Raw genomic sequence first — 24,883 nt, 5'->3', positions numbered from 1 at the left:
CTTACATCTGCGACTGCAGGTAGTTTTCCAGGCCGATAGCCTTGATCAGGCCCTGCTGCTTCTCTAGCCAGTAGGTGTGATCTTCTTCGGTATCTGCCAACTGCGCGCGCAGGATGTCGCGGCTGATGTAGTCTTTGTGCAGCTCGCACAGCTCGATGCCCTTGCACAGCGCGGCGCGGACTTTGTACTCGAGCTTGAGGTCGGCAGCGATCATCTCGGGCACGGTCTTGCCCACTTCCAGATCGTCAGCGCGCATGTCCGGGGTGCCTTCGAGCATGAGGATACGGCGCATCAGCGCATCGGCGTGCTGCGTCTCTTCTTCCATCTCGTGGTTGATGCGCTCGAAGAGCTTGCCCAGGCCCCAATCTTCATACATCCGCGAATGGATGAAGTATTGATCGCGTGCTGCCAGTTCGCCCTTCAGCAACATGACGAGGTAGTTGATTACGTCCGGGTGACCTTGCATCGCCCTGCTTCTCCCTGTGAATACTTCGACAGCTCATAGTTTGAACCAGCTTTTGCGCGTGGTCACGGGAAAATGCGCAATTAACGGCAAATAATCGGCTAAACCGTAGTGATTTTCATTGAAAAACCGCCCAAATGAGGGCGGTTCTTTTTATCACTTCGACTTAGGCAAGGGTTATGCCCAGGGCTTTGGCAATGCCTTGCGCATAGGCCGGATCGGCCTTGTAGAAGTGCTGCAGTTGGCGCTGGATGACGTCCTCGCTGACATTGGCCATGGTACCGGCGATGTTGTTGATCAGCAGTGCTCGCTGTTCGTTGCTCATCAGGCGGAACAGTGCGCCGGCATGGCTGTAGTAGTCGTTGTCCTCACGGTGATCGTAGCGATCAGCCGCACCATTGAGGGCCAACGACGGCTCGGCATGACGCGGCGACTGCTTGGGTGCATCGCTGAAGCTGTTCGGTTCGTAGTTCGGCGCGCTGCCGTAGCTGCCGCTGGCCATGGCGCCATCGCGCTGGTAACTGTGCACGGGACTGCGCGGCGCGTTCACCGGCAGATGCTGGTGATTGGTACCCACGCGGTAGCGGTGGGCGTCGGCGTAGGCGAATACGCGCCCTTGCAGCATACGGTCTGGCGACAGCCCCACGCCCGGGACCATGTTGCTCGGGCCGAACGTGGCCTGCTCGACTTCGGCGAAGTAGTTGAGCGGGTTGCGGTTGAGCTCCAGCACGCCGACCTCGATCAGCGGATAGTCCTTTTGCGACCAGGTCTTGGTTACGTCGAACGGGTTCTCCTGACGGCATGCAGCCTCGGCTTCGCTCATCACCTGGATGCACACGGTCCAGCGCGGGTAATCGCCACGTTCGATGGCCTCGAACAGGTCGCGCTGGGCGTAATCAGGGTCGCTGCCGGCCAGGCGCGCGGCTTCGGCAGGGGCCAGGTTCTTGATGCCCTGTTGCGTCTTGTAGTGCCACTTGACCCAAGTGCGCTCACCCTTGTCGTTGATCAGGCTGTAGGTATGGCTGCCGAAACCGTGCATGTGGCGGTAGCCGTCCGGGATGCCGCGATCGGAGAACAGGATGGTGACCTGATGCAGCGCCTCCGGCGAATGCGACCAGAAGTCCCACATCATCTGGGCGTTCTTCAGGTTGCTCTGCGGGTGGCGCTTCTGGGTGTGAATGAAATCCGGGAATTTCAGCGGGTCACGAATGAAGAAGACCGGCGTGTTGTTGCCGACAATGTCCCAGTTGCCTTCCTCGGTGTAGAACTTGACCGCAAAGCCACGCGGGTCGCGCTCGGTATCAGCAGATCCGCGCTCGCCACCCACGGTGGAGAACCGCAAGAAGGTTTCGGTCTGCTTGCCGACGGCGCTGAACAGCTTGGCGCTGGTGTAGCCGGTGATGTCGCGGGTAACGGTGAAAGTACCGTAGGCGCCCGAGCCTTTGGCATGTACCCGGCGCTCAGGAATGTTCTCGCGGTTGAAGTGAGCGAGCTTCTCGAGCAGGTGGAAATCGTCGAGCAACAGCGGGCCGCGCGGGCCGGCGGAACGGGAATTCTGGTTATCGGCTACAGGTGCACCGCTGGCGGTGGTGAGAATCTTGCTCATGGGCTCTCCTTATCGGTCTTGAACGGCCGGCTAATCGGCTTGGAGAGAGTATTGACGAGCGGTGTGACACGAACAAATTCATTGCCTGACTTGCATCAATAGAAAATGACAATTCATCAGGCAACAAAAAACCGGGCACTAGGCCCGGTTCTTTGTAGCAGACAGAACGTCTTACTCGGCAGCTTCTACAGCACCACCGACCGGACGATCAACCAGCTCGACGTACGCCATAGGAGCGTTGTCGCCAGCGCGGAAACCGCACTTCAGGATGCGCAGGTAGCCGCCCTGACGGGTGGCGTAACGCTTGCCCAGGTCGTTGAACAGTTTGCCAACAGCGGACTTCGAACGAGTACGGTCGAAGGCCAGACGACGGTTGGCAACGCTGTCTTCCTTGGCCAGGGTGATCAGCGGCTCGGCAACGCGGCGCAGTTCCTTGGCTTTCGGCAGGGTGGTTTTGATCAGCTCGTGCTCGATCAGCGACACAGCCATGTTCTGGAACATAGCTTTGCGGTGAGAGCTGGTACGGCTCAGGTGACGTCCACTTTTACGATGACGCATGATTCATTCCTTACCAAACACAACGTTCGGTGATTACGACGATCAGGCTGTCGCCTTGTCGTCTTTCTTAAGGCTTGCAGGCGGCCAGTTGTCGAGGCGCATGCCGAGAGACAGACCACGGGAGGCCAGGACGTCCTTGATTTCAGTCAGGGACTTCTTGCCCAGGTTAGGAGTCTTCAACAGCTCTACTTCGGTACGCTGAATCAGGTCGCCGATGTAGTAGATGTTCTCCGCCTTGAGGCAGTTGGCCGAACGTACGGTCAGTTCCAGGTCGTCAACCGGGCGCAGCAGGATCGGATCGATCTCGTCTTCCTGCTCGACCACGACCGGCTCGCTGTCACCCTTGAGGTCGACGAACGCGGCCAGCTGCTGTTGCAGGATGGTCGCGGCACGACGGATGGCCTCTTCAGGATCCAGGGTACCGTTGGTTTCCAGATCGATGACCAGTTTGTCCAGGTTGGTACGCTGTTCAACACGGGCGTTCTCGACCACATAGGCGATACGACGCACCGGGCTGAACGAAGCGTCCAGCTGCAGACGGCCAATGCTACGGCTTTCGTCTTCGTCGGTCTGACGGGAGTCGGCCGGCTCGTAACCGCGACCACGAGCTACAGTGAGCTTCATGTTCAGGGCGCCGTTGGACGCCAGGTTCGCGATTACGTGATCGGGGTTGACGATCTCGACATCGTGATCCAGCTGAATATCGGCAGCGGTAACCACCCCCGAACCCTTTTTCGACAAGGTCAGCGTAACTTCGTCACGACCGTGCAGCTTGATAGCCAGGCCTTTCAGGTTCAACAGGATTTCAATGACGTCTTCCTGTACACCTTCGATCGCGGAGTACTCATGGAGTACGCCATCGATCTCGGCCTCGACTACTGCACAGCCAGGCATGGAGGACAACAGGATGCGGCGCAGCGCGTTGCCCAGGGTATGGCCGAAGCCACGCTCGAGAGGCTCGAGCGTGATCTTGGCGCGGGTTGGACTGACAACCTGCACATCAATGTGGCGGGGTGTCAGAAACTCATTTACCGAAATCTGCATGGATGCACCTATTTTCTAGCCCTTACTTGGAGTAGAGCTCGACAATCAGGTTTTCGTTGATGTCGGCGGACAGGTCGCTGCGAGCAGGAACGTTCTTGAAAACGCCCGACTTTTTAGCAGCATCCACGTCTACCCACTCAACGCGGCCACGCTGAGAGCACAGTTCAAGGGCTTGAACAATGCGCAGCTGGTTCAGCGACTTCTCGCGAACTGCGACCACGTCACCCGGACGAACTTGGTAGGATGGAATGTTCACGGTCTTGCCGTTGACGCTGATTGCTTTGTGCGAAACCAGCTGACGGGACTCGGAACGGGTAGAACCGAAGCCCATACGGTAGACGACGTTGTCCAGACGGGACTCGAGCATCTGCAGCAGGTTCTCACCGGTGGCGCCTTTCTTCGAGGCAGCCGCTTGGTAGTAACCGCGGAATTGACGCTCCAGAACACCGTAGATACGACGAACTTTTTGTTTCTCGCGCAGCTGGGTACCGTAGTCGGACTGACGGCCACGGCGCTGGCCGTGGATACCTGGGGCTGCTTCGATGTTGCACTTCGATTCCAGAGCGCGAACGCCGCTCTTCAGGAACAGGTCAGTGCCTTCACGGCGAGACAGTTTGCATTTTGGACCAATGTAACGTGCCATTTATCTGTCTCCTGATTACACGCGACGCTTCTTCGGCGGACGGCACCCGTTATGCGGGATTGGCGTCACGTCGGTGATGCTGGCGATCTTGTAGCCGCAGCTGTTCAGTGCACGAACGGCGGATTCACGACCCGGACCTGGACCCTTGACGTTGACGTCGAGGTTTTTCAGGCCGTATTCCAGCGCAGCTTGACCAGCACGCTCAGCAGCGATCTGAGCTGCGAACGGGGTGGATTTGCGCGAACCACGGAAACCCGAACCACCGGAGGTCGCCCAGGACAGTGCGTTGCCCTGACGGTCGGTGATGGTCACGATGGTGTTGTTGAAAGACGCATGGATGTGGGCGATGCCATCAACCACTGTCTTTTTGACTTTTTTACGAGGACGAGCAGCAGGTTTTGCCATGTCTATATTCCTGGGCGATTACTTGCGGATCGGCTTACGCGGGCCCTTACGGGTGCGTGCGTTGGTCTTGGTGCGCTGACCGCGAACCGGCAGACCTTTACGATGACGCAGGCCGCGGTAGCAACCCAGGTCCATCAAGCGTTTGATCTTCATGTTGATGTCACGACGCAGGTCACCTTCGGTGGTGAACTTCGCAACTTCGCCACGCAGGGTTTCGATTTGCTCGTCGCTCAGATCCTTGATCTTTGCGGCTGGGTTGACACCAGCGTCTGCACAGATTTTCTGTGCAGTAGTGCGACCGACACCATAGATGTAGGTCAGCGAGATAACAGTATGCTTGTTATCTGGAATGTTGACGCCTGCAATACGGGCCATTCAGTGGGACTCCAATTGACAGCTACCTACGCCCCGGAAGCCAAGAAATAGGGCGCGAGATAATATCGCTGTAGAAACGAATAATCAACCCAGCAGCACACTAGCTGCTGGGTTTGACGCAGATCACACTCAGCCTTGGCGCTGCTTGTGACGCGGTTCCACGCTGCAGATCACGCGCACGATACCTTCGCGACGAATAATCTTGCAGTTGCGGCACAGCTTTTTCACCGATGCACGAACTTTCATTACCGACTCCTCGAACCTTAAGGGGCTAGATCAGCGCAGCAGACCGCTGCCGCCGTAGCCTTTCAGGTTGGCTTTCTTCATCAGGGATTCGTACTGGTGCGAAACGAGGTGCGATTGTACTTGGGACATGAAGTCCATCACAACCACTACCACAATCAGCAACGAGGTCCCGCCAAGGTAGAACGGCACGTTTGCAGCCACCACCAGGAACTGGGGCAGCAGGCACACGGCCATCATGTAAAGAGCACCGAACATGGTCAAACGGGTCAGAACGCCATCAATGTAGCGCGCCGACTGCTCACCAGGACGGATACCCGGAATAAAGGCACCGGACTTCTTCAGGTTTTCCGCTACGTCTTTCGGATTGAACATCAACGCTGTGTAGAAGAAGCAGAAGAAAATGATCCCTGCACTAAACAGCAGAATGTTCAACGGCTGACCAGGAGCGATCGACTGCGAGATGTCCTGCAGCCAGCCCATACCTTCGGACTGACCGAACCAGGCACCCAGCGAAGCCGGGAACAGCAAGATGCTGCTCGCGAAAATGGCCGGGATTACGCCCGCCATGTTCACTTTCAGCGGCAGGTGGCTGGTCTGCGCAGCGAAGACCTTGCGGCCCTGCTGACGCTTGGCGTAGTGAACGGCGATACGACGCTGACCACGCTCAATGAACACCACGAAACCGATAATCGCTACTGCCAGCAAACCGATAGCGACCAGGGCGAAGATGTTGATATCGCCTGTACGCGCAGACTCGAAAGACTGCCCGATTGCTCTCGGAAGACCGGCAACGATACCTGCGAAGATCAACATCGAGATACCGTTGCCCACACCGCGCTCGGTGATCTGCTCACCCAGCCACATCATGAACATCGCGCCTGCCACGAAGGTGGAGACGGCGACGACATGGAAGCCGAGGCCAACAGAAAACGCCACGCCCTGGTTGGCCAGGCCAATGGACATGCCAATGGCTTGAACCAGCGCCAGGATTACGGTGCCGTAGCGGGTGTACTGGCTGATCTTGCGACGGCCAGCTTCACCTTCCTTCTTCAACTGCTCCAGCTGCGGGCTGACAGCGGTCATAAGCTGCATGATGATCGATGCCGAGATGTACGGCATGATCCCCAGTGCAAAGATGCTCATACGCTCCAGCGCGCCGCCGGAAAACATGTTGAACAAGCTAAGAATGGTCCCCTCATTCTGCCGGAACAGATCCGCGAGACGGTCCGGGTTAATGCCTGGTACCGGGATGTGCGCGCCAATCCGATAGACGATGATCGCCATGAACAGAAAACGCAGACGAGCCCAGAGTTCCGACATCCCGCCCTTGCCGAGCGAAGAGAGAGCACCTTGCTTAGCCATTTATTCCTCGAACTTGCCGCCAGCTGCTTCGATAGCCGCACGTGCACCTTTGGTGACGGCGATACCCTTAAGGGTGACTGCGCGAGTGACTTCGCCCGACAGCATGATTTTCACGCGCTGTACGTGCTGGCCGATCACGTTGGCGTCCTTGAGGGACTGAACGGTGATCAGATCGCCTTCCACCTTGGCCAGCTCGGACAGACGCACTTCTGCGCGGTCCATGGCTTTCAGGGATACGAAGCCGAACTTCGGCAGGCGACGGTGCAGCGGCTGTTGACCGCCTTCGAAGCCTGGAGCAATGGTGCCACCGGAACGCGAAGTCTGACCTTTGTGACCACGGCCACCAGTCTTGCCCAGACCGCTACCGATACCACGGCCCGGACGGTGCTTCTCGCGACGGGAACCCGGCGCTGGACTCAGATCATTGAGTTTCATCGATTAACCCTCGACCTTCAGCATGTAGTAAGCCTTGTTGATCATCCCGCGGTTCTCGGGAGTATCCTGGACTTCTACAGTGTGACCGATACGACGCAGACCCAGACCCTTGACGCACAGTTTGTGGTTAGGGATACGGCCCGAGACGCTCTTGATCAGCGTAACTTTAACGGTTGCCATGATCAGCGGATCTCCTCAACAGTCTTGCCGCGCTTGGCAGCAATGGACTCAGGGGATTGCATGGCTTTCAGACCCTTGAAGGTGGCGTGTACCACGTTCACTGGGTTGGTCGAGCCGTAGCACTTGGCCAGGACGTTCTGAACGCCAGCAACTTCCAGGACGGCACGCATTGCGCCACCGGCGATGATACCGGTACCTTCCGAGGCAGGCTGCATGTAAACCTTCGAGGCGCCGTGGGCGGCCTTGGTGGCGTACTGCAGAGTGGTGCCTTTCAGGTCAACCTGAATCATGTTGCGACGAGCAGCTTCCATGGCTTTCTGGATCGCAGCTGGTACTTCGCGCGATTTGCCACGGCCGAAGCCAACGCGGCCTTTGCCATCACCTACCACGGTCAGCGCGGTGAAGGTGAAGATACGGCCGCCTTTGACGGTCTTGGCAACGCGGTTAACTTGAACCAGCTTCTCGATGTAGCCTTCGTCGCGCTTTTGATCGTTATTTGCCATAACTTAGAACTCCAGCCCGCCTTCACGAGCAGCATCAGCCAGCGCTTTGACGCGGCCATGGTACTTGAAGCCGGAACGGTCAAAGGCAACTTGAGATACACCGGCGGCTTTCGCACGCTCAGCTACCAGCTTGCCAACCTTAGTGGCCGCGTCGATGTTGCCGGTGGCACCATCACGCAGTTCTTTGTCCAAGGTCGAGGCACTTGCCAGAACCTTGCTGCCGTCGGCCGAGATGACCTGGGCGTAGATGTGCTGCGAGGAGCGGAACACGCACAGACGCACGGCTTCGAGCTCGTGCATTTTCAGGCGTGCTTTGCGAGCGCGACGCAGTCGAGTAACTTTTTTGTCGGTCATTTGCTAGGCCCTACTTCTTCTTGGCTTCTTTACGACGGACTACTTCATCCGCGTAACGCACACCCTTGCCCTTGTAAGGCTCTGGCGGACGGAAACCGCGGACTTCAGCGGCCACCTGACCTACCAGCTGCTTGTCGATACCCTTGATCAGGATGTCGGTCTGGCTAGGAGTTTCAGCGGTGATACCGGCTGGCAGTTCGTAATCCACTGGGTGCGAGAAGCCCAGAGCCAGGTTCAGGATGGTGCCCTTGGCCTGTGCCTTGTAACCAACACCGACCAGCTGGAGCTTGCGCTCGAAGCCTTGGCTTACGCCCTGGACCATGTTGTTCACCAGGGCGCGGGTGGTACCGGCCATGGCGCGAGCTTGCTGATCACCGTTGCGAGCGACGAAACGCAGCTCGCCAGCTTCTTCGGTAACTTCAACAGACGAGTGAACGTTCAGTTCGAGAGTGCCCTTGGCACCCTTCACCGAAAGCTGCTGACCGGCGAATTTGACTTCGACGCCTGCTGGCAGCTTAACGGGGTTCTTAGCGACGCGAGACATGCCTATCTCCCCTTAGAACACTGTGCACAGAACTTCGCCGCCGACACCGGCAGCGCGCGCAGCGCGGTCAGTCATCACACCTTTGTTGGTGGAGACGATAGACACGCCCAGACCGCCACGTACTTTCGGCAGGTCAGTGACGGCCTTGTACTGGCGCAGGCCTGGACGGCTGGTGCGCTTCAGTTCCTCGATGACCGGACGGCCTTCGAAGTACTTCAGTTCGATCGACAGGGAAGGCTTGGCTTCGCCGCTGACTTCGTAGCCGGCGATGTAACCTTCGTCTTTCAGTACTTTGGCAACCGCGACCTTCAGCGTGGAGGAAGGCATGCTTACGACAGACTTTTCAGCCATCTGGGCATTACGGATGCGAGTTAGCATGTCCGCTAACGGGTCCTGCATACTCATGGGCTAGATGCTCCTGATACAAGAATTATTAGCCTTGCGGCTATCACAACCACCCGGGCAGGCAGGGTAAAAAACCCAGGCTCAGGTGAGCCGGTCATTCTAGACACAAGGCAGAAACGAAACAAGCCCCATATAGGGGCTTGTTTCTTTGCGAGGTCACCGGCGGTCGGAAGATTTCTCCCCTTCCGCCGGCGGTCACGCCAACCGGGATTACCAGCTGGCCTTGACCAGACCTGGCACATCACCACGCATGGCGGCTTCGCGCAGCTTGTTACGGCCGAGGCCGAACTTGCGGTACACGCCGTGCGGACGACCGGTGATGCGGCAGCGGTTACGCATGCGCGAGGCGCTAGCGTCACGTGGCTGCTTCTGCAGAGCGACAACGGCAGCGAAACGCTCTTCTGGAGAGGCGTTCAGGTTGACGATGGTCGCTTTCAGCTCGGCACGCTTTTTGGCGTACTTGGCTACCGTGAGCTGACGCTTCAGCTCGCGGTTTTTCATGCTCTTCTTGGCCATTTTCCTACTCCAATCAGTTGCGGAACGGGAACTTGAAAGCACGCAGCAGAGCGCGGCCTTCGTCGTCCGAACGAGCAGTGGTGGTCAGGGTGATGTCCAAACCGCGCAGAGCATCGATCTTGTCGTAGTCGATTTCCGGGAAGATGATCTGCTCTTTCACGCCCATGCTGTAGTTGCCACGACCATCGAAGGACTTGGCATTCAGGCCGCGGAAGTCGCGAACCCGAGGCAGGGAGATCGCCAGCAGGCGGTCCAGGAATTCGTACATCTTGTCGCTACGCAGGGTCACCTTGACGCCGATCGGCCAGCCTTCGCGGACTTTGAAGCCAGCGATGGATTTGCGAGCGAAAGTCACGACCGGCTTTTGACCGGTGATCTTTTCCAGGTCAGCTACAGCGTGCTCGATGACTTTCTTGTCGCCGATCGCTTCGCCCAGACCCATGTTCAGGGTGATTTTGGTAACGCGAGGAACTTCCATCACGTTCGACAGCTTAAGTTCTTCCTTAAGCTTAGGAGCGATTTCGTTCCGGTAAATCTCTTTCAGTCGTGCCATGGTCTTCTACCTAGCAGTGTTCAAGCATCAACCGCTTTTTGGGTCGACTTGAAGACACGAATTTTCTTACCTTCTTCTACTTTGAAACCAACGCGGTCAGCTTTGTTGGTTTCGCTGTTGAAGATGGCAACGTTGGAAGCGTGCAGTGGCGCTTCTTTCTCGACGATACCGCCCTGGACGCCCGCCATCGGGTTAGGCTTGGTATGACGCTTGACCAGGTTGACACCACCGACGACCAAACGGTCATCAGCGAGAACCTTCAGCACCTTACCGCGCTTACCTTTGTCTTTGCCGGCGATCACGATGATCTCGTCGTCACGACGAATCTTTTGCATGTCGGATCTCCTTAGAGCACTTCAGGGGCGAGCGAGACGATCTTCATGAACTTCTCGGTACGAAGTTCACGGGTCACTGGCCCGAAGATGCGAGTGCCGATCGGCTCTTGCTTGGTGTTCAGCAGAACAGCAGCGTTGCCGTCGAAACGAATGATGGAACCGTCAGCGCGACGTACACCGTGACGGGTACGGACGACAACAGCAGTCATCACTTGGCCTTTTTTGACCTTACCGCGCGGAATTGCTTCCTTGACGGTTACCTTGATGATGTCACCGATGCCGGCGTAACGGCGGTGCGAACCGCCGAGCACCTTGATGCACATGACGCGACGAGCGCCGCTGTTATCGGCCACATCGAGCATGGATTGAGTCTGAATCATAAAATTTCTCCGACCCCTAGCCCTTAGACTTCAACAGCGCGTTCGAGGACTTCAACCAGTGCCCAGGACTTGGTCTTGGCCAGCGGACGGGTTTCGCGAATGGAAACCTTGTCGCCGATCTTGCACTGGTTGGCTTCGTCGTGCGCGTGCAGCTTAGTCGAACGCTTAACGTATTTACCGTAGATCGGGTGCTTTACGCGACGCTCGATCAGAACGGTGATGGTCTTGTCCATTTTGTCGCTGACGACACGGCCAGTCAGCGTACGGACGGTTTTTTCAGCTTCAGCCATGATCACTTACCTGCCTGCTGGTTGAGCACAGTTTTCACGCGAGCGATGTCACGCTTAACTTGCGAGAGCAGGTGCGACTGCCCCAACTGGCCAGTTGCTTTCTGCATGCGCAGATTGAACTGGTCGCGCAGCAAGCCGAGCAGTTGCTCATTCAGTTGCTGTGCGGATTTTTCACGAAGTTCATTCGCTTTCATCACATCACCGTCCGCTTAACAAAGGAGGTGGCGAGAGGCAGCTTTGCAGCGGCCAGGGCGAAAGCTTCGCGCGCCAGCTCTTCAGAAACACCCTCGATCTCGTACAGGACTTTGCCTGGCTGAATCTGGGCAACCCAGTATTCCACGGAACCCTTACCTTTACCCATCCGCACTTCGAGAGGCTTCTTGGTAACCGGCTTGTCCGGGAACACACGGATCCAGATCTTGCCGCCACGCTTAACGTGACGGGTCAGGGCACGACGTGCCGACTCGATCTGGCGAGCGGTGAGACGACCGCGGGCGACAGCTTTCAGAGCGAACTCGCCGAAGCTGACCTTGCTACCGCGCAGTGCCAGACCACGGTTGTGGCCAGTCATCTGCTTGCGGAATTTTGTACGCTTTGGTTGCAACATTTGGCGTACCCCTTACTTAGCAGCTTTTTTACGAGGCGCTGGTGCTTGAGGCTTCAGCTCTTCCTGGCGACCACCAATCACTTCGCCTTTGAAGATCCAAACCTTGACACCGATCACACCGTAGGTGGTGTGAGCTTCGTAGGTGTTGTAGTCGATATCGGCACGCAGGGTGTGCAGGGGCACACGACCTTCGCGATACCACTCGGTACGTGCGATCTCGGCACCGCCGAGACGACCGCTCACCTGGATCTTGATGCCCTTGGCACCAATACGCATGGCGTTCTGTACGGCGCGCTTCATGGCGCGACGGAACATTACGCGGCGTTCCAGCTGCTGGGCTACGCTCTGAGCAACCAGCATAGCGTCGAGTTCCGGCTTGCGGATCTCTTCGATGTTGATGTGCACAGGCACACCCATCTGCTTGGTCAGGTCCTGACGCAGCTTCTCAACATCTTCACCTTTCTTGCCGATAACGATACCGGGACGAGCGGTGTGGATGGTGATGCGTGCAGTTTGAGCCGGACGATGAATATCGATACGGCTTACGGACGCGCTTTTTAGTTTGTCTTGGAGGTACTCACGAGTTTGCAGATCCTTCAGCAGGTAATCTGCGTAAGTCGCGCCGTCTGCGTACCAGACGGAGGTGTGCTCCTTGACGATTCCCAGGCGAATGCCAGTGGGATGTACTTTCTGACCCATCTGATCGACTCCGTTACTTGTCCGCAACCTTGACAGTGATATGGCAAGACCGCTTGACGATGCGATCAGCGCGGCCTTTGGCACGCGGCATGATGCGCTTCAGCGAACGCCCTTCGTTGACGAAGACGGTGGAGACCTTCAGGTCATCAACGTCTGCGCCTTCGTTGTGTTCGGCGTTGGCAACGGCCGACTCGAGGACTTTCTTCATGATTTCAGCGGCTTTTTTGCTGCTGAAGGCCAACAGGTTGAGCGCTTCGCCCACCTTCTTCCCGCGGATCTGGTCGGCGACCAAGCGGGCTTTCTGGGCGGAGATGCGAGCGCCCGACAACTTAGCGGCTACTTCCATTTCCTTACCCCTTAACGCTTGGCTTTCTTGTCAGCCACGTGCCCGCGATAGGTGCGGGTACCGGCGAACTCGCCCAGTTTGTGGCCGACCATGTCTTCGTTCACGAGAACTGGGACGTGTTGGCGACCGTTGTGTACCGCGATGGTCAGACCGACCATTTGTGGCAGGATCATCGAACGGCGCGACCAGGTTTTAACTGGCTTGCGATCGTTCTTCTCCACCGCCACTTCGACCTTCTTCAACAGGTGAAGATCGATAAAAGGACCTTTTTTCAGAGAACGTGGCACTGTCGTATCCCTCTAGTTACTTGCGACGACGGACGATCATGTTGTCGGTACGCTTATTACCACGGGTTTTAGCACCCTTGGTTGGGAAGCCCCATGGCGATACCGGATGACGACCACCGGAGGTACGACCTTCACCACCACCATGCGGGTGGTCAACCGGGTTCATGGCAACACCACGAACGGTTGGGCGAACGCCGCGCCAGCGTTTGGCACCAGCTTTACCCAGCGAACGCAGGCTGTGCTCGGAGTTCGAGACTTCGCCCAGGGTCGCACGGCACTCAGCCAGGACTTTACGCATTTCACCAGAGCGCAGACGCAGGGTCACGTAGACACCTTCGCGAGCGATCAGCTGAGCCGAAGCACCAGCGGAACGAGCGATCTGAGCACCTTTACCCGGCTTCAGTTCGATGCCGTGAATGGTGCTACCTACTGGAATGTTGCGCAGCTGCAGGGAGTTACCGGCCTTGATTGGGGCCAGGGCACCTGCAATCAGCTGGTCGCCAGCGCTCACGCCTTTAGGGGCGATGATGTAGCGACGCTCACCGTCTGCGTAGCACAGCAGGGCGATGTGAGCAGTACGGTTCGGGTCGTATTCGATACGCTCGACGGTGGCTGGAATGCCATCCTTGTCGTTGCGACGGAAGTCGACCAGACGGTAATGCTGCTTATGACCACCACCCACGTGACGCGTGGTGATGCGGCCATTGTTGTTACGACCACCAGACTTCGATTTTTTCTCGATCAGCGGTGCGTGAGGAGCGCCTTTGTGCAGCTCCTTGTTGACCACCTTGACCACAAAACGGCGGCCAGGGGAAGTCGGTTTGCATTTAACGATTGCCATGATGCACCCCTTCCTTACTCAGCACTGCTGCTGAAATCGAGATCTTGGCCTGGCTGAAGGGAGACGATTGCCTTCTTCCAGTCATTACGCTTGCCCAGACCACGTGCGGTACGCTTGGTTTTACCCAGAACGTTAACAGTCGACACGTTTTCAACTTTTACGTTGAACAGGCCTTCGACAGCTTTCTTGATTTCCAGCTTGGTTGCATCGGTAGCAACCTTGAATACGAACTGGCCTTTCTTCTCAGCCAGAACGGTAGCCTTCTCGGAAACGTGCGGGCCAAGGAGGACTTTGAATACGCGTTCCTGGTTCATCCCAGCAGCTCCTCGAATTTCTTCACGGCCGAGACGGTGATCAACACCTTCTCGTATGCGATCAGACTGACCGGGTCGGAACCTTGAACGTCACGTACATCGACGTGCGGCAGGTTGCGAGCAGCCAGGTACAGGTTCTGATCAACAGCGTCCGAAACGATCAGAACATCGCTCAGACCCATGCCGTTCAGCTTGTTCAGCAGGTCTTTGGTTTTCGGTGCTTCAACAGCGAAGTCCTGAACCACGACCAGACGGTCGCTACGCACCAGCTCAGCGAGGATGGAGCGCAGAGCTGCGCGATACATCTTCTTGTTGAGCTTCTGCGAGTGATCCTGAGGACGAGCTGCGAAGGTTACACCACCGCCACGCCAGATCGGACCACGGGTAGTACCGGCACGAGCACGGCCAGTACCTTTCTGACGCCATGGGCGCTTACCGCCACCGGCCACGTCAGAACGGGTCTTCTGCTGCTTGGTGCCCTGACGGCCGCCGGCCATGTAGGCCACGACTGCTTGGTGTACCAGCGTCTCGTTGAATTCGCCACCGAAAGTCAGTTCGGAAACTTCGATCGCCTGAGCGTCATTTACATTAAGTTGCATGTCAGTTTCCCCTTACCCGCGAGCCTTGACAGCTGGACGCACAACCACGTCGCCGCCAGTAGCGCCTGGAACGGCACCCTTGATCAGCAGCAGGTTGCGTTCAGCGTCTACGCGTACTACTTCCAGGGACTGCACAGTCACGCGCTCAGCGCCCATGTGACCGGACATTTTCTTGCCCTTGAATACACGACCAGGAGTCTGGCACTGGCCGATGGAGCCAGGGACACGGTGCGATACGGAGTTACCGTGGGTGTTATCTTGACCACGGAAGTTCCAGCGCTTGATGGTACCGGCGAAGCCTTTACCTTTGGACTGACCGGTTACGTCTACCAGCTGGCCTGCAGTGAAGAGTTCAGCTTTGATCAGATCGCCAGCCTGGAAATCGCCTTCTTCAAGACGGAACTCCCAGACACCGCGACCAGCGGCAACGTTGGCCTTGGCAAAGTGGCCAGCCTGAGCGGCGGTCACACGCGAAGCACGACGCTCGCCGACAGTGACTTGCACTGCACGGTAGCCATCAGTTTCTTCGGTTTTGAACTGGGTGACGCGATTCGGCTCGATCTCAATGACCGTGACCGGAATGGAGACACCTTCTTCGGTGAAAATACGGGTCATACCCGCTTTTCGACCGACTACACCAATAGTCATGTTGTAAACCTCATGAGTGTACGGGGCTTTCACCCGCTATGGCCGCCCATTTCAGAGCGTTACACGACCAGACCGAAGTCTTAGCCGAGGCTGATCTGTACTTCCACACCGGCCGCCAGATCAAGCTTCATCAGCGCGTCAACGGTTTTATCCGTTGGCTGGACGATGTCCAGAACACGCTTATGAGTGCGAATCTCGTACTGGTCACGCGCGTCTTTGTTGACGTGCGGGGAGACCAGAACGGTGAAACGCTCTTTGCGGGTAGGCAGTGGAATTGGACCACGCACTTGTGCACCAGTACGTTTCGCGGTTTCCACGATTTCCTGGGTGGATTGGTCGATCAGGCGATGGTCGAAAGCCTTCAACCTGATACGGATTTGCTGATTTTGCATTGGATTTCAGACTCCAGGCTGTTCCCAACGGACGCACTACGCCCGCTAAAAGGAGGCGTGATTCTATAGACGCCCCAATTTAGTGTCAACCCAATAAAAAAAGCCCCCGCTGAGCGGGGGCTTTTTCAATCGGTCGAGTGATTACTCGATGATTTTGGCTACGACGCCGGCGCCGACGGTACGACCGCCTTCACGGATGGCGAAGCGCAGACCGTCTTCCATTGCGATGGTCTTGATCAGGGTGACAGTCATCTGAATGTTGTCACCTGGCATTACCATTTCAACGCCTTCCGGCAGTTCGCAGTTACCGGTCACGTCAGTGGTACGGAAGTAGAACTGAGGACGGTAGCCTTTGAAGAACGGAGTGTGACGACCGCCTTCTTCCTTCGACAGAACGTAGACTTCTGCGGTGAACTTGGTGTGCGGCTTGACCGAACCTGGCTTGACCAGAACCTGACCACGCTCAACGTCGTCACGCTTGGTACCACGCAGCAGGACGCCGCAGTTCTCGCCAGCACGACCTTCGTCCAGCAGCTTGCGGAACATCTCAACGCCGGTGCAGGTGGTGGTGGTGGTGTCACGCAGACCAACGATTTCCAGCGGGTCTTGAACGCGAACGATACCGCGCTCGATACGGCCGGTAACAACGGTACCGCGACCGGAGATCGAGAACACGTCTTCGATTGGCATCAGGAACGGCTTGTCGATAGCACGCTCTGGCTCTGGGATGTAGCTGTCCAGAGTTTCAACCAGACGCTTGACAGCGGTGGTGCCCATTTCGTTGTCGTCTTTGCCTTCCAGAGCCATACGAGCCGAACCGATGATGATCGGGGTGTCGTCGCCTGGGAAGTCGTAGGTGGACAGCAGGTCGCGAACTTCCATCTCGACCAGTTCCAGCAGCTCAGCGTCGTCTACCAGGTCAGCCTTGTTCAGGAAGACCACGATGTACGGAACGCCAACCTGGCGGGACAGCAGGATGTGCTCACGGGTTTGTGGCATCGGACCATCGGCGGCCGAGCAAACCAGGATCGCGCCGTCCATCTGGGCAGCACCGGTGATCATGTTCTTCACGTAGTCAGCGTGACCTGGGCAGTCAACGTGAGCGTAGTGACGAATGTTCGAGTTGTACTCGACGTGCGCGGTGTTGATGGTGATACCGCGAGCTTTTTCTTCCGGAGCCGAGTCGATCTTGTCGAACTCAACGACGGCCGAACCGAAAACTTCGGAGCAGACGCGGGTCAGAGCTGCGGTCAGAGTGGTCTTACCGTGGTCAACGTGGCCGATGGTGCCGACGTTAACGTGGGGAAGGGAACGATCAAATTTTTCTTTAGCCACGACAGTGAACCTCTTGCCTAAAGGGGATTAGCCTTGTTTTTTAACGAGTGCTTCGACGATGTTCGACGGAGCTTCGGCGTATTTGGAGAATTCCATGGAGTAGCTTGCGCGACCCTGAGACATGGAACGAACGTCGGTCGCGTAACCGAACATCTCTCCGAGCGGCACCTCAGCAGTGATTACCTTGCCGGACACCGAGTCTTCATTACCCTGGATCATCCCACGACGACGGCTCAGGTCACCCATCACGTCACCCAGGTAATCTTCCGGGGTTACAACTTCGACCTTCATGATCGGTTCGAGGACCACGCCACCGCCCTTCTGGGCCAGTTGCTTGGTGGCCATCGAAGCAGCGATTTTGAACGCCATTTCGTTGGAGTCGACGTCGTGGTACGAACCGTCGAATACCGTGGCCTTCAGGCCGAGCAGCGGATAGCCGGCAACAACGCCGTTTTTCATCTGCTCTTCGATGCCCTTCTGGATCGGGGCGATGAATTCCTTAGGAATCACACCACCAACGACTTCGTTGGAGAACACCAGACCTTCGGTGATATTGCCTTTGTCGTCCACGTCCGGCTCCGAGAAACGGATCCAGCAGTGACCGAACTGACCACGACCACCCGACTGACGAACGAACTTACCTTCGATCTCGACGTTGGACTTGGTGATCTTCTCGCGGTACGAAACCTGCGGCTTGCCGACGTTGCACTCGACGTTGAACTCGCGCTTCATGCGGTCAACGAGGATGTCCAGGTGCAGCTCACCCATACCGGAGATGATGGTCTGGCCGGTTTCTTCGTCGGTCTTGACGCGGAACGACGGGTCTTCCTGGGCCAGCTTGCCCAGAGCGATACCCATCTTCTCCTGGTCAGCCTTGGTTTTCGGCTCTACGGAGAGCGAGATTACCGGCTCAGGGAAGTCCATACGCTCGAGAATGATCGGCTTGTCGGCGTTGCACAGGGTGTCACCGGTGGTGACGTCCTTCATGCCGATCAGAGCAGCGATGTCGCCAGCGCGTACTTCTTTGATCTCTTCACGCTGGTTGGCGTGCATCTGCACCATACGACCAACGCGCTCTTTCTTGCCCTTGACCGAGTTGATGACGGAGTCACCGGAGGTCAGGAAGCCCGAGTAAACGCGGACGAAGGTCAGAGTACCAACGAACGGGTCGGTGGCAATCTTGAACGCCAGGGCCGAGAACGGCTCGTTGTCGTCAGCAGGACGCTCATCGTACTGCTCTGCGGTGACTTCGTCCTTCGGCACGTCGATCAGGTCAGGGTGGATACCCTTGATCGCCGGGATTTCGGTCGGAGCAGGCAGGAAGTCGATAACGGCATCGAGAACCAGGGGAACGCCCTTGTTCTTGAACGAGGAACCGCAGACTGCAGGAACGATCTCGCTCGCCAGGGTACGGGCGCGCAGACCAGCCTTGATGTCTTCGACGGACAGGTCACCTTCTTCAAGGTACTTGTTCATCAGCTCTTCGTTGGCCTCGGCAGCAGCCTCAACCATGTTGCTGCGCCATTCGTTGGCCAGGTCCACCAGCTCAGCAGGAATCTCTTCCTCGCGGTAGGTAGTACCTTTGTCGTCGTCGTTCCAGTAGATGGCTTTCATCTTGATCAGGTCAACCTGACCCTGGAAGTCGTCTTCTGCACCGATAGCCAGCTGGACCGGAACCGGGGTGTGACCCAGGCGGTTCTTGATCTGGCCGATAACGCGCAGGAAGTTGGCACCAGCACGGTCCATCTTGTTCACGTAAACAACACGTGGAACGCCGTACTTGTTGGCTTGACGCCATACGGTTTCGGACTGCGGCTCAACGCCGGAGGTACCGCAGAACACAACGACCGCGCCGTCGAGTACGCGCAGCGAACGCTCTACTTCAATGGTGAAGTCAACGTGGCCGGGGGTATCGATGACGTTTACGCGGTAGTTGTCGTACTGACCACGGGAACCTTTCCAGAAGGTGGTAACGGCAGCGGAGGTAATGGTGATACCGCGCTCCTGCTCCTGCACCATCCAGTCGGTGGTCGCGGCGCCGTCATGCACCTCGCCCATCTTGTGGCTCAGACCTGTGTAGAACAGGATCCGCTCGGTAGTGGTGGTCTTGCCCGCGTCAACGTGGGCACAGATACCAATGTTACGGTAGCGGTTAATTGCTGTAGTACGAGCCATAAAGCCCTCGCAAAATGATTGATGCTTGAATTAGAAGCGGTAGTGCGAGAACGCTTTGTTGGCTTCAGCCATACGGTGAACGTCTTCACGCTTCTTGACTGCAGCACCTTTGCCTTCGGCAGCATCCAGCAGTTCACCGGCCAGGCGCAGGGCCATCGACTTCTCGCCGCGCTTGCGGGCGTAGTCTACGAGCCAGCGCATTGCCAGAGCGTTACGACGGGATGGACGAACTTCAACCGGGACCTGGTAAGTGGCACCGCCAACACGGCGGGACTTAACTTCGACCAGCGGAGCGATGGCGTCGAGAGCTTTCTCGAAGATTTCCAGGGGGTCGCTGTTCTTGCGTGCTTTGACGGTATCCAGGGCACCGTAAACGATGCGCTCGGCTACGGCCTTCTTGCCGCTTTCCATCACGTGGTTCATGAACTTGGCGAGGATCTGGGATCCGTACTTCGGATCGTCAAGGATCTCACGTTTTGCTGCTACACGACGTCTTGGCATGATAAGCCCTCAAACGGTCTTCAGGTTAGCCCGGGACGTGGGTCTTCGACCCCTGCCCGACCTTACTCTTATCGACTCAAAAAAATGGATGTCTGCAAACGGCCGATTACTTCGGACGCTTGGTACCGTACTTCGAACGACCCTGGTTACGGCCTTTGACGCCCGAAGTATCCAGAGAGCCGCGAACGGTGTGGTAACGAACACCTGGCAAGTCTTTTACACGGCCGCCACGGATCAGGACGACGCTGTGCTCTTGCAGGTTGTGGCCTTCACCACCGATGTACGAGGAAACCTCGAAACCGTTGGTCAGACGCACACGGCATACTTTACGCAGTGCCGAGTTAGGTTTTTTCGGCGTAGTGGTGTACACGCGGGTGCACACGCCACGACGTTGCGGGCAGTTCTGCAGCGCAGGAACGTCCGATTTCTCGACCGAACGCTTACGCGGCTGACGTACCAGCTGGTTGATAGTTGCCATCTACTAGCTCCACTGATTGCCTTGCGACTCAATTGTCTTGCAAGAAAGCCAAAAATTGGCGAGACGGAGCCTCACCAAATTTAAGGGTACAAAAGTCTACGGAGGATCTTGCACCCAGTCAAGACGAGGCCCCGGCCCTCCCCGCCCGATCATCGGCAACATTTCATGTCATCGATGGTCGCGCGGGGTTTGCCGGGGCCCTGCCCTGTACTTAGTTACCGCTGGAGTTCAGCGCTTCGGTCAGTGCGGCTTCCACCTCACTGGCGCTCACACGCAGCGGCTTGTCGGCTTCACGGCGGCGCTTGCGCTCGCTGTGATAGGCCAGACCGGTACCGGCCGGGATCAGACGACCCACGACCACGTTCTCTTTCAGGCCGCGCAGGTAATCGCGCTTGCCGGTAACGGCCGCTTCGGTCAGTACGCGGGTGGTTTCCTGGAAGGAAGCCGCGGAGATGAACGATTCGGTCGACAGCGAGGCCTTGGTGATACCCAGCAGCACACGGGTGAACTTCGAGATGAACTTGTCTTCGGCGGCGAGACGCTCGTTCTCGACCAGCACGTGAGTCAGTTCCATCTGGTCGCCCTTGATGAAGCTGGAGTCGCCCGACTCGGCGATCTCGACCTTGCGCAGCATCTGACGCAGGATGGTCTCGATGTGCTTGTCGTTGATCTTAACGCCTTGCAGACGGTAAACGTCCTGGATCTCGTTGACGATGTACTTCGCCAGCGCGCTGACACCCAGCAGACGCAGGATGTCGTGCGGATCGCTCGGGCCGTCGGAGATAACTTCGCCGCGGTTTACCTGTTCGCCTTCGAAGACGTTCAGGTGGCGCCACTTCGGAATCAGCTCTTCGTACGGATCGCTGCCATCGGTCGGGGTGATGACCAGACGGCGCTTGCCCTTGGTCTCTTTACCGAAGGCAATGGTGCCGCTGACTTCAGCCAGAATCGAGGCTTCTTTCGGACGACGCGCTTCGAACAGGTCGGCAACACGTGGCAGACCACCGGTGATGTCACGGGTCTTCGAGGTTTCTTGCGGGATACGCGCAATAACATCACCGACGCCGATCTGAGCACCGTCAGCCACACCGACGAGGGCGTTGGCTGGCAGGAAGTACTGAGCAGGTACGTCGGTACCTGGCAGGTACAGATCCTTGCCATTGGCATCGACCATCTTGATGGCCGGACGGATTTCCTTGCCTGCGGCAGGGCGATCCTTGACGTCCAGGACTTCAATGTTGGTCAGACCGGTCAGTTCGTCGGTCTGGCGCTTGATGGTGATGTTTTCTTCCATGCCCACGAAGGTCACGGTACCTTTCAGCTCGGTAACGATCGGGTGGGTGTGCGGGTCCCACTTGGCGACGATGGCGCCAGCTTCGACCTTGTCACCTTCCTTGACCGAAATTACCGCACCGTAAGGCAGCTTGTAGCGCTCACGCTCACGACCGAATTCATCGGCAATGGCCAGTTCGCCGGAACGCGACACGGCAACCAGGTTGCCATCGGCACGCTCGACCTGCTTCAGGTTGTGCAGACGCACCATACCGCCGTTCTTCACCTGGACGCTGTCGGCAGCCGAAGTACGGCTTGCAGCACCACCGATGTGGAACGTACGCATGGTCAGCTGGGTACCCGGCTCACCGATCGACTGTGCAGCGATAACGCCGACAGCTTCACCGATGTTCACCTGGTGACCGCGAGCCAGGTCGCGACCGTAGCACTTGGCGCAGATGCCGTAGCGGGTTTCGCAGCTGATCGGCGAACGCACGACCACTTCGTCGATGCTGTTCAGCTCGATGAACTCGACCCACTGCTCGTCGACCAGGGTGCCGGCAGGAACGATGACGTCCTCGGTACCTGGCTTGAACACGTCACGGGCGATGACACGACCCAGTACGCGCTCACCCAGCGGCTCGACAACGTCGCCGCCTTCGATGTGCGGGGTCATCAGCAGGCCCTGATCGGTGCCGCAGTCGATCTCGGTCACGACCAGATCCTGGGCAACGTCCACCAGACGGCGAGTCAGGTAACCGGAGTTAGCTGTCTTCAGTGCGGTATCCGCCAGACCTTTACGAGCACCGTGAGTCGAGATGAAGTACTGCAGTACGCTCAGACCTTCACGGAAGTTCGCGGTGATCGGCGTCTCGATGATCGAGCCGTCCGGCTTGGCCATCAGGCCACGCATACCGGCCAGCTGACGGATCTGGGCCGCGGAACCACGAGCACCGGAGTCAGCCATCATGTACATCGAGTTGAAGGATTCTTGCTCGACTTCCTTGCCTTCGCGGTCGATGACCTTCTCTTTCGAGAGGTTGGCCATCATCGCCTTGGACACTTCGTCGTTCGCCTTCGACCACAAGTCGATGACCTTGTTGTACTTCTCGCCCTGGGTTACCAGGCCGGAGGCATACTGGCTCTCGATTTCCTTCACTTCATCGGTAGCGTTACCGATGATGCGGGCTTTCTCGTCCGGGATAACGAAGTCGTTAACACCGATGGAAACGCCGGAAATGGTCGAGTAAGCGAAACCGGTGTACATCAGCTGGTCAGCGAAGATAACGGTCTCTTTCAGACCAACCACGCGGTAGCACTGGTTGATCAGCTTGGAGATCGCCTTCTTCTTCATCGGCTGGTTGACCACGTCGTACGGCAGGCCTGCCGGTACAACCTGGAACAGCAGCGCACGGCCGACGGTGGTGTCGACGATGCGGGTGTTCTTGACTACCGAACCATCACGCTCTTTCACGGTTTCGTTGATACGAACCTTGATTTTCGCGTGCAGGGCAGCTTCGCCGGCGCGGAATACGCGGTCGACTTCCTGCAGGTCGGCGAATACGCGACCTTCGCCCTTGGCGTTGATGGCTTCACGGGTCATGTAGTACAGACCCAGTACAACGTCCTGCGACGGAACGATGATTGGCTCACCGTTGGCTGGCGACAGAATGTTGTTGGTCGACATCATCAGCGCGCGCGCTTCGAGCTGGGCTTCCAGCGTCAGCGGCACGTGAACGGCCATCTGGTCACCGTCGAAGTCGGCGTTGTACGCGGCGCAGACCAGCGGGTGCAGCTGAATCGCCTTACCTTCGATCAGTACCGGTTCAAAGGCCTGGATACCCAGACGGTGAAGGGTCGGTGCACGGTTGAGCAGTACGGGGTGTTCGCGAATCACTTCGGCGAGAACGTCCCACACCTCTGGCAGCTCGCGCTCGACCATCTTCTTGGCGGCCTTGATGGTGGTCGCCAGACCACGCATTTCCAGCTTGCCGAAAATGAACGGTTTGAACAGCTCGAGGGCCATCTTCTTCGGCAGACCGCACTGGTGCAGGCGCAGGGTCGGGCCTACGGTAATTACCGAACGACCGGAGTAGTCCACGCGCTTACCGAGCAAGTTCTGACGGAAGCGACCTTGCTTACCTTTGATCATGTCGGCCAGCGACTTCAGCGGACGCTTGTTCGAGCCAGTGATGGCGCGACCGCGACGGCCGTTGTCGAGCAGGGCGTCGACCGCCTCCTGCAGCATGCGCTTTTCGTTGCGCACGATGATGTCCGGCGCCGACAGATCGAGCAGGCGCTTCAGACGGTTGTTACGGTTGATCACCCGACGATACAGATCGTTCAGGTCAGAGGTCGCGAAGCGGCCGCCATCCAGCGGTACCAGCGGACGCAGGTCCGGCGGCAGAACTGGCAGGACGGTCAGGACCATCCACTCAGGCAGGTTGCCCGAGCCCTGGAAAGCTTCCATCAGCTTCAGGCGCTTGGACAGCTTCTTGATCTTGGTTTCCGAGTTGGTTTGCGGAATTTCTTCGCGCAGGCGGCCAATCTCGTGCTCCAGGTCGATAGCGTGCAGCAGCTCGCGGACAGCCTCGGCACCCATGCGGGCGTCGAAGTCGTCACCGAACTCTTCCAGCGCTTCGAAGTACTGTTCGTCGTTGAGCAGCTGACCCTTCTCGAGGGTGGTCATGCCCGGGTCGATCACGACGTAGCTCTCGAAGTAGAGCACGCGCTCGATGTCACGCAGGGTCATGTCCATCAGCAGGCCGATACGGGACGGCAGCGACTTCAGGAACCAGATGTGGGCAACCGGCGAGGCCAGCTCGATGTGCGCCATGCGCTCACGGCGAACCTTGGCCAGGGCGACTTCAACGCCGCACTTCTCGCAGATCACACCACGGTGCTTCAGGCGCTTGTACTTGCCGCACAGGCACTCGTAGTCCTTGACTGGGCCAAAGATCTTGGCGCAGAACAGGCCGTCACGCTCAGGCTTGAACGTACGGTAGTTGATGGTCTCGGGCTTTTTGACTTCACCGAACGACCACGAACGGATCATTTCAGGCGACGCCAGACCGATACGGATGGCGTCGAACTCTTCGACTTGACCCTGGTTTTTCAGCAAATTCAGTAGGTCTTTCAAGGCCTTTCCTCCTGGCGGAGCAGGGAGTGGGCATCAGCTGCCGCACTCCCCTT

Annotated in this window: 35 protein-coding genes; all 35 read right to left on the bottom strand. The window is 57.7% G+C overall.

The window, feature by feature from the left end:
• Position 1: 1 nt before the first annotated feature.
• On the bottom strand, positions 2–466 hold the full coding sequence (gene bfr / locus LOY51_RS02710) for a bacterioferritin (protein ID WP_110996353.1): 465 nt from the start codon (positions 464–466) through the stop codon (positions 2–4).
• Between the two features lie 163 nt (positions 467–629).
• Complete coding sequence (locus tag LOY51_RS02705; RefSeq protein WP_125857233.1) at positions 630–2,069, bottom strand: catalase; 1,440 nt, start codon at positions 2,067–2,069, stop codon at positions 630–632.
• A 171-nt stretch (positions 2,070–2,240) separates the two neighbouring features.
• Entirely contained in the window at positions 2,241–2,627 is a 387-nt protein-coding gene (rplQ, locus tag LOY51_RS02700) for a 50S ribosomal protein L17 (RefSeq protein ID WP_003255451.1), read from the bottom strand.
• A 42-nt stretch (positions 2,628–2,669) separates the two neighbouring features.
• Positions 2,670–3,671 (bottom strand): DNA-directed RNA polymerase subunit alpha, encoded by a 1,002-nt coding sequence (locus tag LOY51_RS02695; protein ID WP_003255452.1) that lies wholly within the window; start codon positions 3,669–3,671, stop codon positions 2,670–2,672.
• A 22-nt stretch (positions 3,672–3,693) separates the two neighbouring features.
• Positions 3,694–4,314, bottom strand: a complete 621-nt coding sequence (gene rpsD / locus LOY51_RS02690; protein WP_110996351.1) for a 30S ribosomal protein S4 — start codon at positions 4,312–4,314, stop codon at positions 3,694–3,696.
• A 15-nt stretch (positions 4,315–4,329) separates the two neighbouring features.
• Positions 4,330–4,719, bottom strand: a complete 390-nt coding sequence (rpsK, locus tag LOY51_RS02685; protein ID WP_003255454.1) for a 30S ribosomal protein S11 — start codon at positions 4,717–4,719, stop codon at positions 4,330–4,332.
• An 18-nt stretch (positions 4,720–4,737) separates the two neighbouring features.
• Positions 4,738–5,094 (bottom strand): 30S ribosomal protein S13, encoded by a 357-nt coding sequence (gene rpsM / locus LOY51_RS02680; RefSeq protein ID WP_003255457.1) that lies wholly within the window; start codon positions 5,092–5,094, stop codon positions 4,738–4,740.
• A 129-nt stretch (positions 5,095–5,223) separates the two neighbouring features.
• Positions 5,224–5,340, bottom strand: a complete 117-nt coding sequence (rpmJ, locus tag LOY51_RS02675) for a 50S ribosomal protein L36 (protein ID WP_032116397.1) — start codon at positions 5,338–5,340, stop codon at positions 5,224–5,226.
• A gap of 30 nt (positions 5,341–5,370) precedes the next feature.
• Positions 5,371–6,702 (bottom strand): preprotein translocase subunit SecY, encoded by a 1,332-nt coding sequence (gene secY / locus LOY51_RS02670; RefSeq protein ID WP_003257108.1) that lies wholly within the window; start codon positions 6,700–6,702, stop codon positions 5,371–5,373.
• Entirely contained in the window at positions 6,703–7,137 is a 435-nt protein-coding gene (gene rplO / locus LOY51_RS02665; protein WP_110996350.1) for a 50S ribosomal protein L15, read from the bottom strand.
• 3 nt (positions 7,138–7,140) lie between these two features.
• On the bottom strand, positions 7,141–7,317 hold the full coding sequence (gene rpmD / locus LOY51_RS02660) for a 50S ribosomal protein L30 (RefSeq protein WP_011531895.1): 177 nt from the start codon (positions 7,315–7,317) through the stop codon (positions 7,141–7,143).
• A gap of 2 nt (positions 7,318–7,319) precedes the next feature.
• The gene (gene rpsE, locus LOY51_RS02655; protein ID WP_046857343.1) at positions 7,320–7,820 is read right to left on the bottom strand and encodes a 30S ribosomal protein S5; all 501 of its coding nucleotides are present in this window, start codon (positions 7,818–7,820) and stop codon (positions 7,320–7,322) included.
• A 3-nt stretch (positions 7,821–7,823) separates the two neighbouring features.
• A complete protein-coding gene (rplR, locus tag LOY51_RS02650) occupies positions 7,824–8,174 on the bottom strand; it encodes a 50S ribosomal protein L18 (protein ID WP_011531893.1) in 351 nt (116 codons plus the stop codon).
• A gap of 10 nt (positions 8,175–8,184) precedes the next feature.
• Entirely contained in the window at positions 8,185–8,718 is a 534-nt protein-coding gene (gene rplF, locus LOY51_RS02645; RefSeq protein WP_110996349.1) for a 50S ribosomal protein L6, read from the bottom strand.
• 12 nt (positions 8,719–8,730) lie between these two features.
• Positions 8,731–9,123, bottom strand: a complete 393-nt coding sequence (gene rpsH, locus LOY51_RS02640; protein ID WP_110996348.1) for a 30S ribosomal protein S8 — start codon at positions 9,121–9,123, stop codon at positions 8,731–8,733.
• Positions 9,124–9,333: 210 nt separating this feature from the next.
• A complete protein-coding gene (gene rpsN, locus LOY51_RS02635; protein WP_023629181.1) occupies positions 9,334–9,639 on the bottom strand; it encodes a 30S ribosomal protein S14 in 306 nt (101 codons plus the stop codon).
• 13 nt (positions 9,640–9,652) lie between these two features.
• Positions 9,653–10,192, bottom strand: coding sequence for a 50S ribosomal protein L5 (gene rplE, locus LOY51_RS02630; RefSeq protein ID WP_003255474.1), 540 nt, complete (start codon positions 10,190–10,192; stop codon positions 9,653–9,655).
• 20 nt (positions 10,193–10,212) lie between these two features.
• A complete protein-coding gene (gene rplX, locus LOY51_RS02625; protein WP_125462384.1) occupies positions 10,213–10,527 on the bottom strand; it encodes a 50S ribosomal protein L24 in 315 nt (104 codons plus the stop codon).
• Positions 10,528–10,538: 11 nt separating this feature from the next.
• Positions 10,539–10,907 (bottom strand): 50S ribosomal protein L14, encoded by a 369-nt coding sequence (rplN, locus tag LOY51_RS02620; RefSeq protein ID WP_008089810.1) that lies wholly within the window; start codon positions 10,905–10,907, stop codon positions 10,539–10,541.
• A 23-nt stretch (positions 10,908–10,930) separates the two neighbouring features.
• Positions 10,931–11,197 carry a 30S ribosomal protein S17 gene (gene rpsQ / locus LOY51_RS02615; RefSeq protein WP_003255478.1) on the bottom strand — a complete coding sequence of 89 codons (267 nt, stop codon included), beginning with the start codon at positions 11,195–11,197 and terminating at the stop codon, positions 10,931–10,933.
• A 2-nt stretch (positions 11,198–11,199) separates the two neighbouring features.
• Entirely contained in the window at positions 11,200–11,391 is a 192-nt protein-coding gene (gene rpmC, locus LOY51_RS02610; RefSeq protein WP_002555481.1) for a 50S ribosomal protein L29, read from the bottom strand.
• Positions 11,391–11,804: a 50S ribosomal protein L16 gene (gene rplP / locus LOY51_RS02605; protein ID WP_009397508.1), complete on the bottom strand. Its 414-nt coding sequence runs from the start codon at positions 11,802–11,804 to the stop codon at positions 11,391–11,393. The genes rpmC and rplP overlap by 1 nt, the downstream gene beginning before the upstream one ends.
• 12 nt (positions 11,805–11,816) lie before the next feature.
• Entirely contained in the window at positions 11,817–12,503 is a 687-nt protein-coding gene (gene rpsC / locus LOY51_RS02600; RefSeq protein WP_011531889.1) for a 30S ribosomal protein S3, read from the bottom strand.
• Positions 12,504–12,516: 13 nt separating this feature from the next.
• Positions 12,517–12,849: a 50S ribosomal protein L22 gene (gene rplV / locus LOY51_RS02595; protein WP_003103908.1), complete on the bottom strand. Its 333-nt coding sequence runs from the start codon at positions 12,847–12,849 to the stop codon at positions 12,517–12,519.
• A gap of 11 nt (positions 12,850–12,860) precedes the next feature.
• The gene (gene rpsS, locus LOY51_RS02590; RefSeq protein WP_003255482.1) at positions 12,861–13,136 is read right to left on the bottom strand and encodes a 30S ribosomal protein S19; all 276 of its coding nucleotides are present in this window, start codon (positions 13,134–13,136) and stop codon (positions 12,861–12,863) included.
• Between the two features lie 16 nt (positions 13,137–13,152).
• On the bottom strand, positions 13,153–13,977 hold the full coding sequence (gene rplB / locus LOY51_RS02585; RefSeq protein ID WP_003255483.1) for a 50S ribosomal protein L2: 825 nt from the start codon (positions 13,975–13,977) through the stop codon (positions 13,153–13,155).
• Between the two features lie 14 nt (positions 13,978–13,991).
• Entirely contained in the window at positions 13,992–14,291 is a 300-nt protein-coding gene (rplW, locus tag LOY51_RS02580) for a 50S ribosomal protein L23 (RefSeq protein ID WP_003255484.1), read from the bottom strand.
• Positions 14,288–14,890, bottom strand: coding sequence for a 50S ribosomal protein L4 (gene rplD / locus LOY51_RS02575; RefSeq protein ID WP_003255485.1), 603 nt, complete (start codon positions 14,888–14,890; stop codon positions 14,288–14,290). The genes rplW and rplD overlap by 4 nt, the downstream gene beginning before the upstream one ends.
• 12 nt (positions 14,891–14,902) lie before the next feature.
• Positions 14,903–15,538 carry a 50S ribosomal protein L3 gene (gene rplC, locus LOY51_RS02570; protein WP_011531887.1) on the bottom strand — a complete coding sequence of 212 codons (636 nt, stop codon included), beginning with the start codon at positions 15,536–15,538 and terminating at the stop codon, positions 14,903–14,905.
• An 80-nt stretch (positions 15,539–15,618) separates the two neighbouring features.
• The gene (gene rpsJ / locus LOY51_RS02565) at positions 15,619–15,930 is read right to left on the bottom strand and encodes a 30S ribosomal protein S10 (protein ID WP_003186070.1); all 312 of its coding nucleotides are present in this window, start codon (positions 15,928–15,930) and stop codon (positions 15,619–15,621) included.
• Positions 15,931–16,071: 141 nt separating this feature from the next.
• On the bottom strand, positions 16,072–17,265 hold the full coding sequence (gene tuf / locus LOY51_RS02560) for an elongation factor Tu (protein WP_016497741.1): 1,194 nt from the start codon (positions 17,263–17,265) through the stop codon (positions 16,072–16,074).
• Between the two features lie 27 nt (positions 17,266–17,292).
• On the bottom strand, positions 17,293–19,440 hold the full coding sequence (fusA, locus tag LOY51_RS02555) for an elongation factor G (protein ID WP_125462383.1): 2,148 nt from the start codon (positions 19,438–19,440) through the stop codon (positions 17,293–17,295).
• Positions 19,441–19,470: 30 nt separating this feature from the next.
• Positions 19,471–19,941 (bottom strand): 30S ribosomal protein S7, encoded by a 471-nt coding sequence (rpsG, locus tag LOY51_RS02550; RefSeq protein ID WP_003246741.1) that lies wholly within the window; start codon positions 19,939–19,941, stop codon positions 19,471–19,473.
• A 106-nt stretch (positions 19,942–20,047) separates the two neighbouring features.
• Entirely contained in the window at positions 20,048–20,419 is a 372-nt protein-coding gene (rpsL, locus tag LOY51_RS02545) for a 30S ribosomal protein S12 (RefSeq protein WP_003255492.1), read from the bottom strand.
• A 211-nt stretch (positions 20,420–20,630) separates the two neighbouring features.
• Positions 20,631–24,830, bottom strand: a complete 4,200-nt coding sequence (gene rpoC / locus LOY51_RS02540; protein WP_125462382.1) for a DNA-directed RNA polymerase subunit beta' — start codon at positions 24,828–24,830, stop codon at positions 20,631–20,633.
• Positions 24,831–24,883 lie beyond the last annotated feature (53 nt).

Origin of the sequence: Pseudomonas sichuanensis (genome assembly GCF_024749065.1) — a bacterium.
Classification (GTDB): domain Bacteria; phylum Pseudomonadota; class Gammaproteobacteria; order Pseudomonadales; family Pseudomonadaceae; genus Aquipseudomonas; species Aquipseudomonas sichuanensis.
This window is presented reverse-complemented; position numbering and strand designations above follow the sequence as displayed.

Bases quoted from the DNA above. Each gene is read 5' to 3' on its own strand.
- bfr (WP_110996353.1), bottom strand. From the start codon at position 466: ATGCAAGGTCACCCGGACGTAATCAACTACCTCGTCATGTTGCTGAAG.
- LOY51_RS02705 (WP_125857233.1), bottom strand. From the start codon at position 2,069: ATGAGCAAGATTCTCACCACCGCCAGCGGTGCACCTGTAGCCGATAAC.
- rplQ (WP_003255451.1), bottom strand. From the start codon at position 2,627: ATGCGTCATCGTAAAAGTGGACGTCACCTGAGCCGTACCAGCTCTCAC.
- LOY51_RS02695 (WP_003255452.1), bottom strand. From the start codon at position 3,671: ATGCAGATTTCGGTAAATGAGTTTCTGACACCCCGCCACATTGATGTG.
- rpsD (WP_110996351.1), bottom strand. From the start codon at position 4,314: ATGGCACGTTACATTGGTCCAAAATGCAAACTGTCTCGCCGTGAAGGC.
- rpsK (WP_003255454.1), bottom strand. From the start codon at position 4,719: ATGGCAAAACCTGCTGCTCGTCCTCGTAAAAAAGTCAAAAAGACAGTG.
- rpsM (WP_003255457.1), bottom strand. From the start codon at position 5,094: ATGGCCCGTATTGCAGGCGTCAACATTCCAGATAACAAGCATACTGTT.
- rpmJ (WP_032116397.1), bottom strand. From the start codon at position 5,340: ATGAAAGTTCGTGCATCGGTGAAAAAGCTGTGCCGCAACTGCAAGATT.
- secY (WP_003257108.1), bottom strand. From the start codon at position 6,702: ATGGCTAAGCAAGGTGCTCTCTCTTCGCTCGGCAAGGGCGGGATGTCG.
- rplO (WP_110996350.1), bottom strand. From the start codon at position 7,137: ATGAAACTCAATGATCTGAGTCCAGCGCCGGGTTCCCGTCGCGAGAAG.
- rpmD (WP_011531895.1), bottom strand. From the start codon at position 7,317: ATGGCAACCGTTAAAGTTACGCTGATCAAGAGCGTCTCGGGCCGTATC.
- rpsE (WP_046857343.1), bottom strand. From the start codon at position 7,820: ATGGCAAATAACGATCAAAAGCGCGACGAAGGCTACATCGAGAAGCTG.
- rplR (WP_011531893.1), bottom strand. From the start codon at position 8,174: ATGACCGACAAAAAAGTTACTCGACTGCGTCGCGCTCGCAAAGCACGC.
- rplF (WP_110996349.1), bottom strand. From the start codon at position 8,718: ATGTCTCGCGTCGCTAAGAACCCCGTTAAGCTGCCAGCAGGCGTCGAA.
- rpsH (WP_110996348.1), bottom strand. From the start codon at position 9,123: ATGAGTATGCAGGACCCGTTAGCGGACATGCTAACTCGCATCCGTAAT.
- rpsN (WP_023629181.1), bottom strand. From the start codon at position 9,639: ATGGCCAAGAAGAGCATGAAAAACCGCGAGCTGAAGCGTCAGCTCACG.
- rplE (WP_003255474.1), bottom strand. From the start codon at position 10,192: ATGGCACGACTGAAAGAGATTTACCGGAACGAAATCGCTCCTAAGCTT.
- rplX (WP_125462384.1), bottom strand. From the start codon at position 10,527: ATGCAAAAGATTCGTCGTGACGACGAGATCATCGTGATCGCCGGCAAA.
- rplN (WP_008089810.1), bottom strand. From the start codon at position 10,907: ATGATTCAGACTCAATCCATGCTCGATGTGGCCGATAACAGCGGCGCT.
- rpsQ (WP_003255478.1), bottom strand. From the start codon at position 11,197: ATGGCTGAAGCTGAAAAAACCGTCCGTACGCTGACTGGCCGTGTCGTC.
- rpmC (WP_002555481.1), bottom strand. From the start codon at position 11,391: ATGAAAGCGAATGAACTTCGTGAAAAATCCGCACAGCAACTGAATGAG.
- rplP (WP_009397508.1), bottom strand. From the start codon at position 11,804: ATGTTGCAACCAAAGCGTACAAAATTCCGCAAGCAGATGACTGGCCAC.
- rpsC (WP_011531889.1), bottom strand. From the start codon at position 12,503: ATGGGTCAGAAAGTACATCCCACTGGCATTCGCCTGGGAATCGTCAAG.
- rplV (WP_003103908.1), bottom strand. From the start codon at position 12,849: ATGGAAGTAGCCGCTAAGTTGTCGGGCGCTCGCATCTCCGCCCAGAAA.
- rplB (WP_003255483.1), bottom strand. From the start codon at position 13,977: ATGGCAATCGTTAAATGCAAACCGACTTCCCCTGGCCGCCGTTTTGTG.
- rplW (WP_003255484.1), bottom strand. From the start codon at position 14,291: ATGAACCAGGAACGCGTATTCAAAGTCCTCCTTGGCCCGCACGTTTCC.
- rplD (WP_003255485.1), bottom strand. From the start codon at position 14,890: ATGCAACTTAATGTAAATGACGCTCAGGCGATCGAAGTTTCCGAACTG.
- rplC (WP_011531887.1), bottom strand. From the start codon at position 15,538: ATGACTATTGGTGTAGTCGGTCGAAAAGCGGGTATGACCCGTATTTTC.
- rpsJ (WP_003186070.1), bottom strand. From the start codon at position 15,930: ATGCAAAATCAGCAAATCCGTATCAGGTTGAAGGCTTTCGACCATCGC.
- fusA (WP_125462383.1), bottom strand. From the start codon at position 19,440: ATGGCTCGTACTACAGCAATTAACCGCTACCGTAACATTGGTATCTGT.
- rpsG (WP_003246741.1), bottom strand. From the start codon at position 19,941: ATGCCAAGACGTCGTGTAGCAGCAAAACGTGAGATCCTTGACGATCCG.
- rpsL (WP_003255492.1), bottom strand. From the start codon at position 20,419: ATGGCAACTATCAACCAGCTGGTACGTCAGCCGCGTAAGCGTTCGGTC.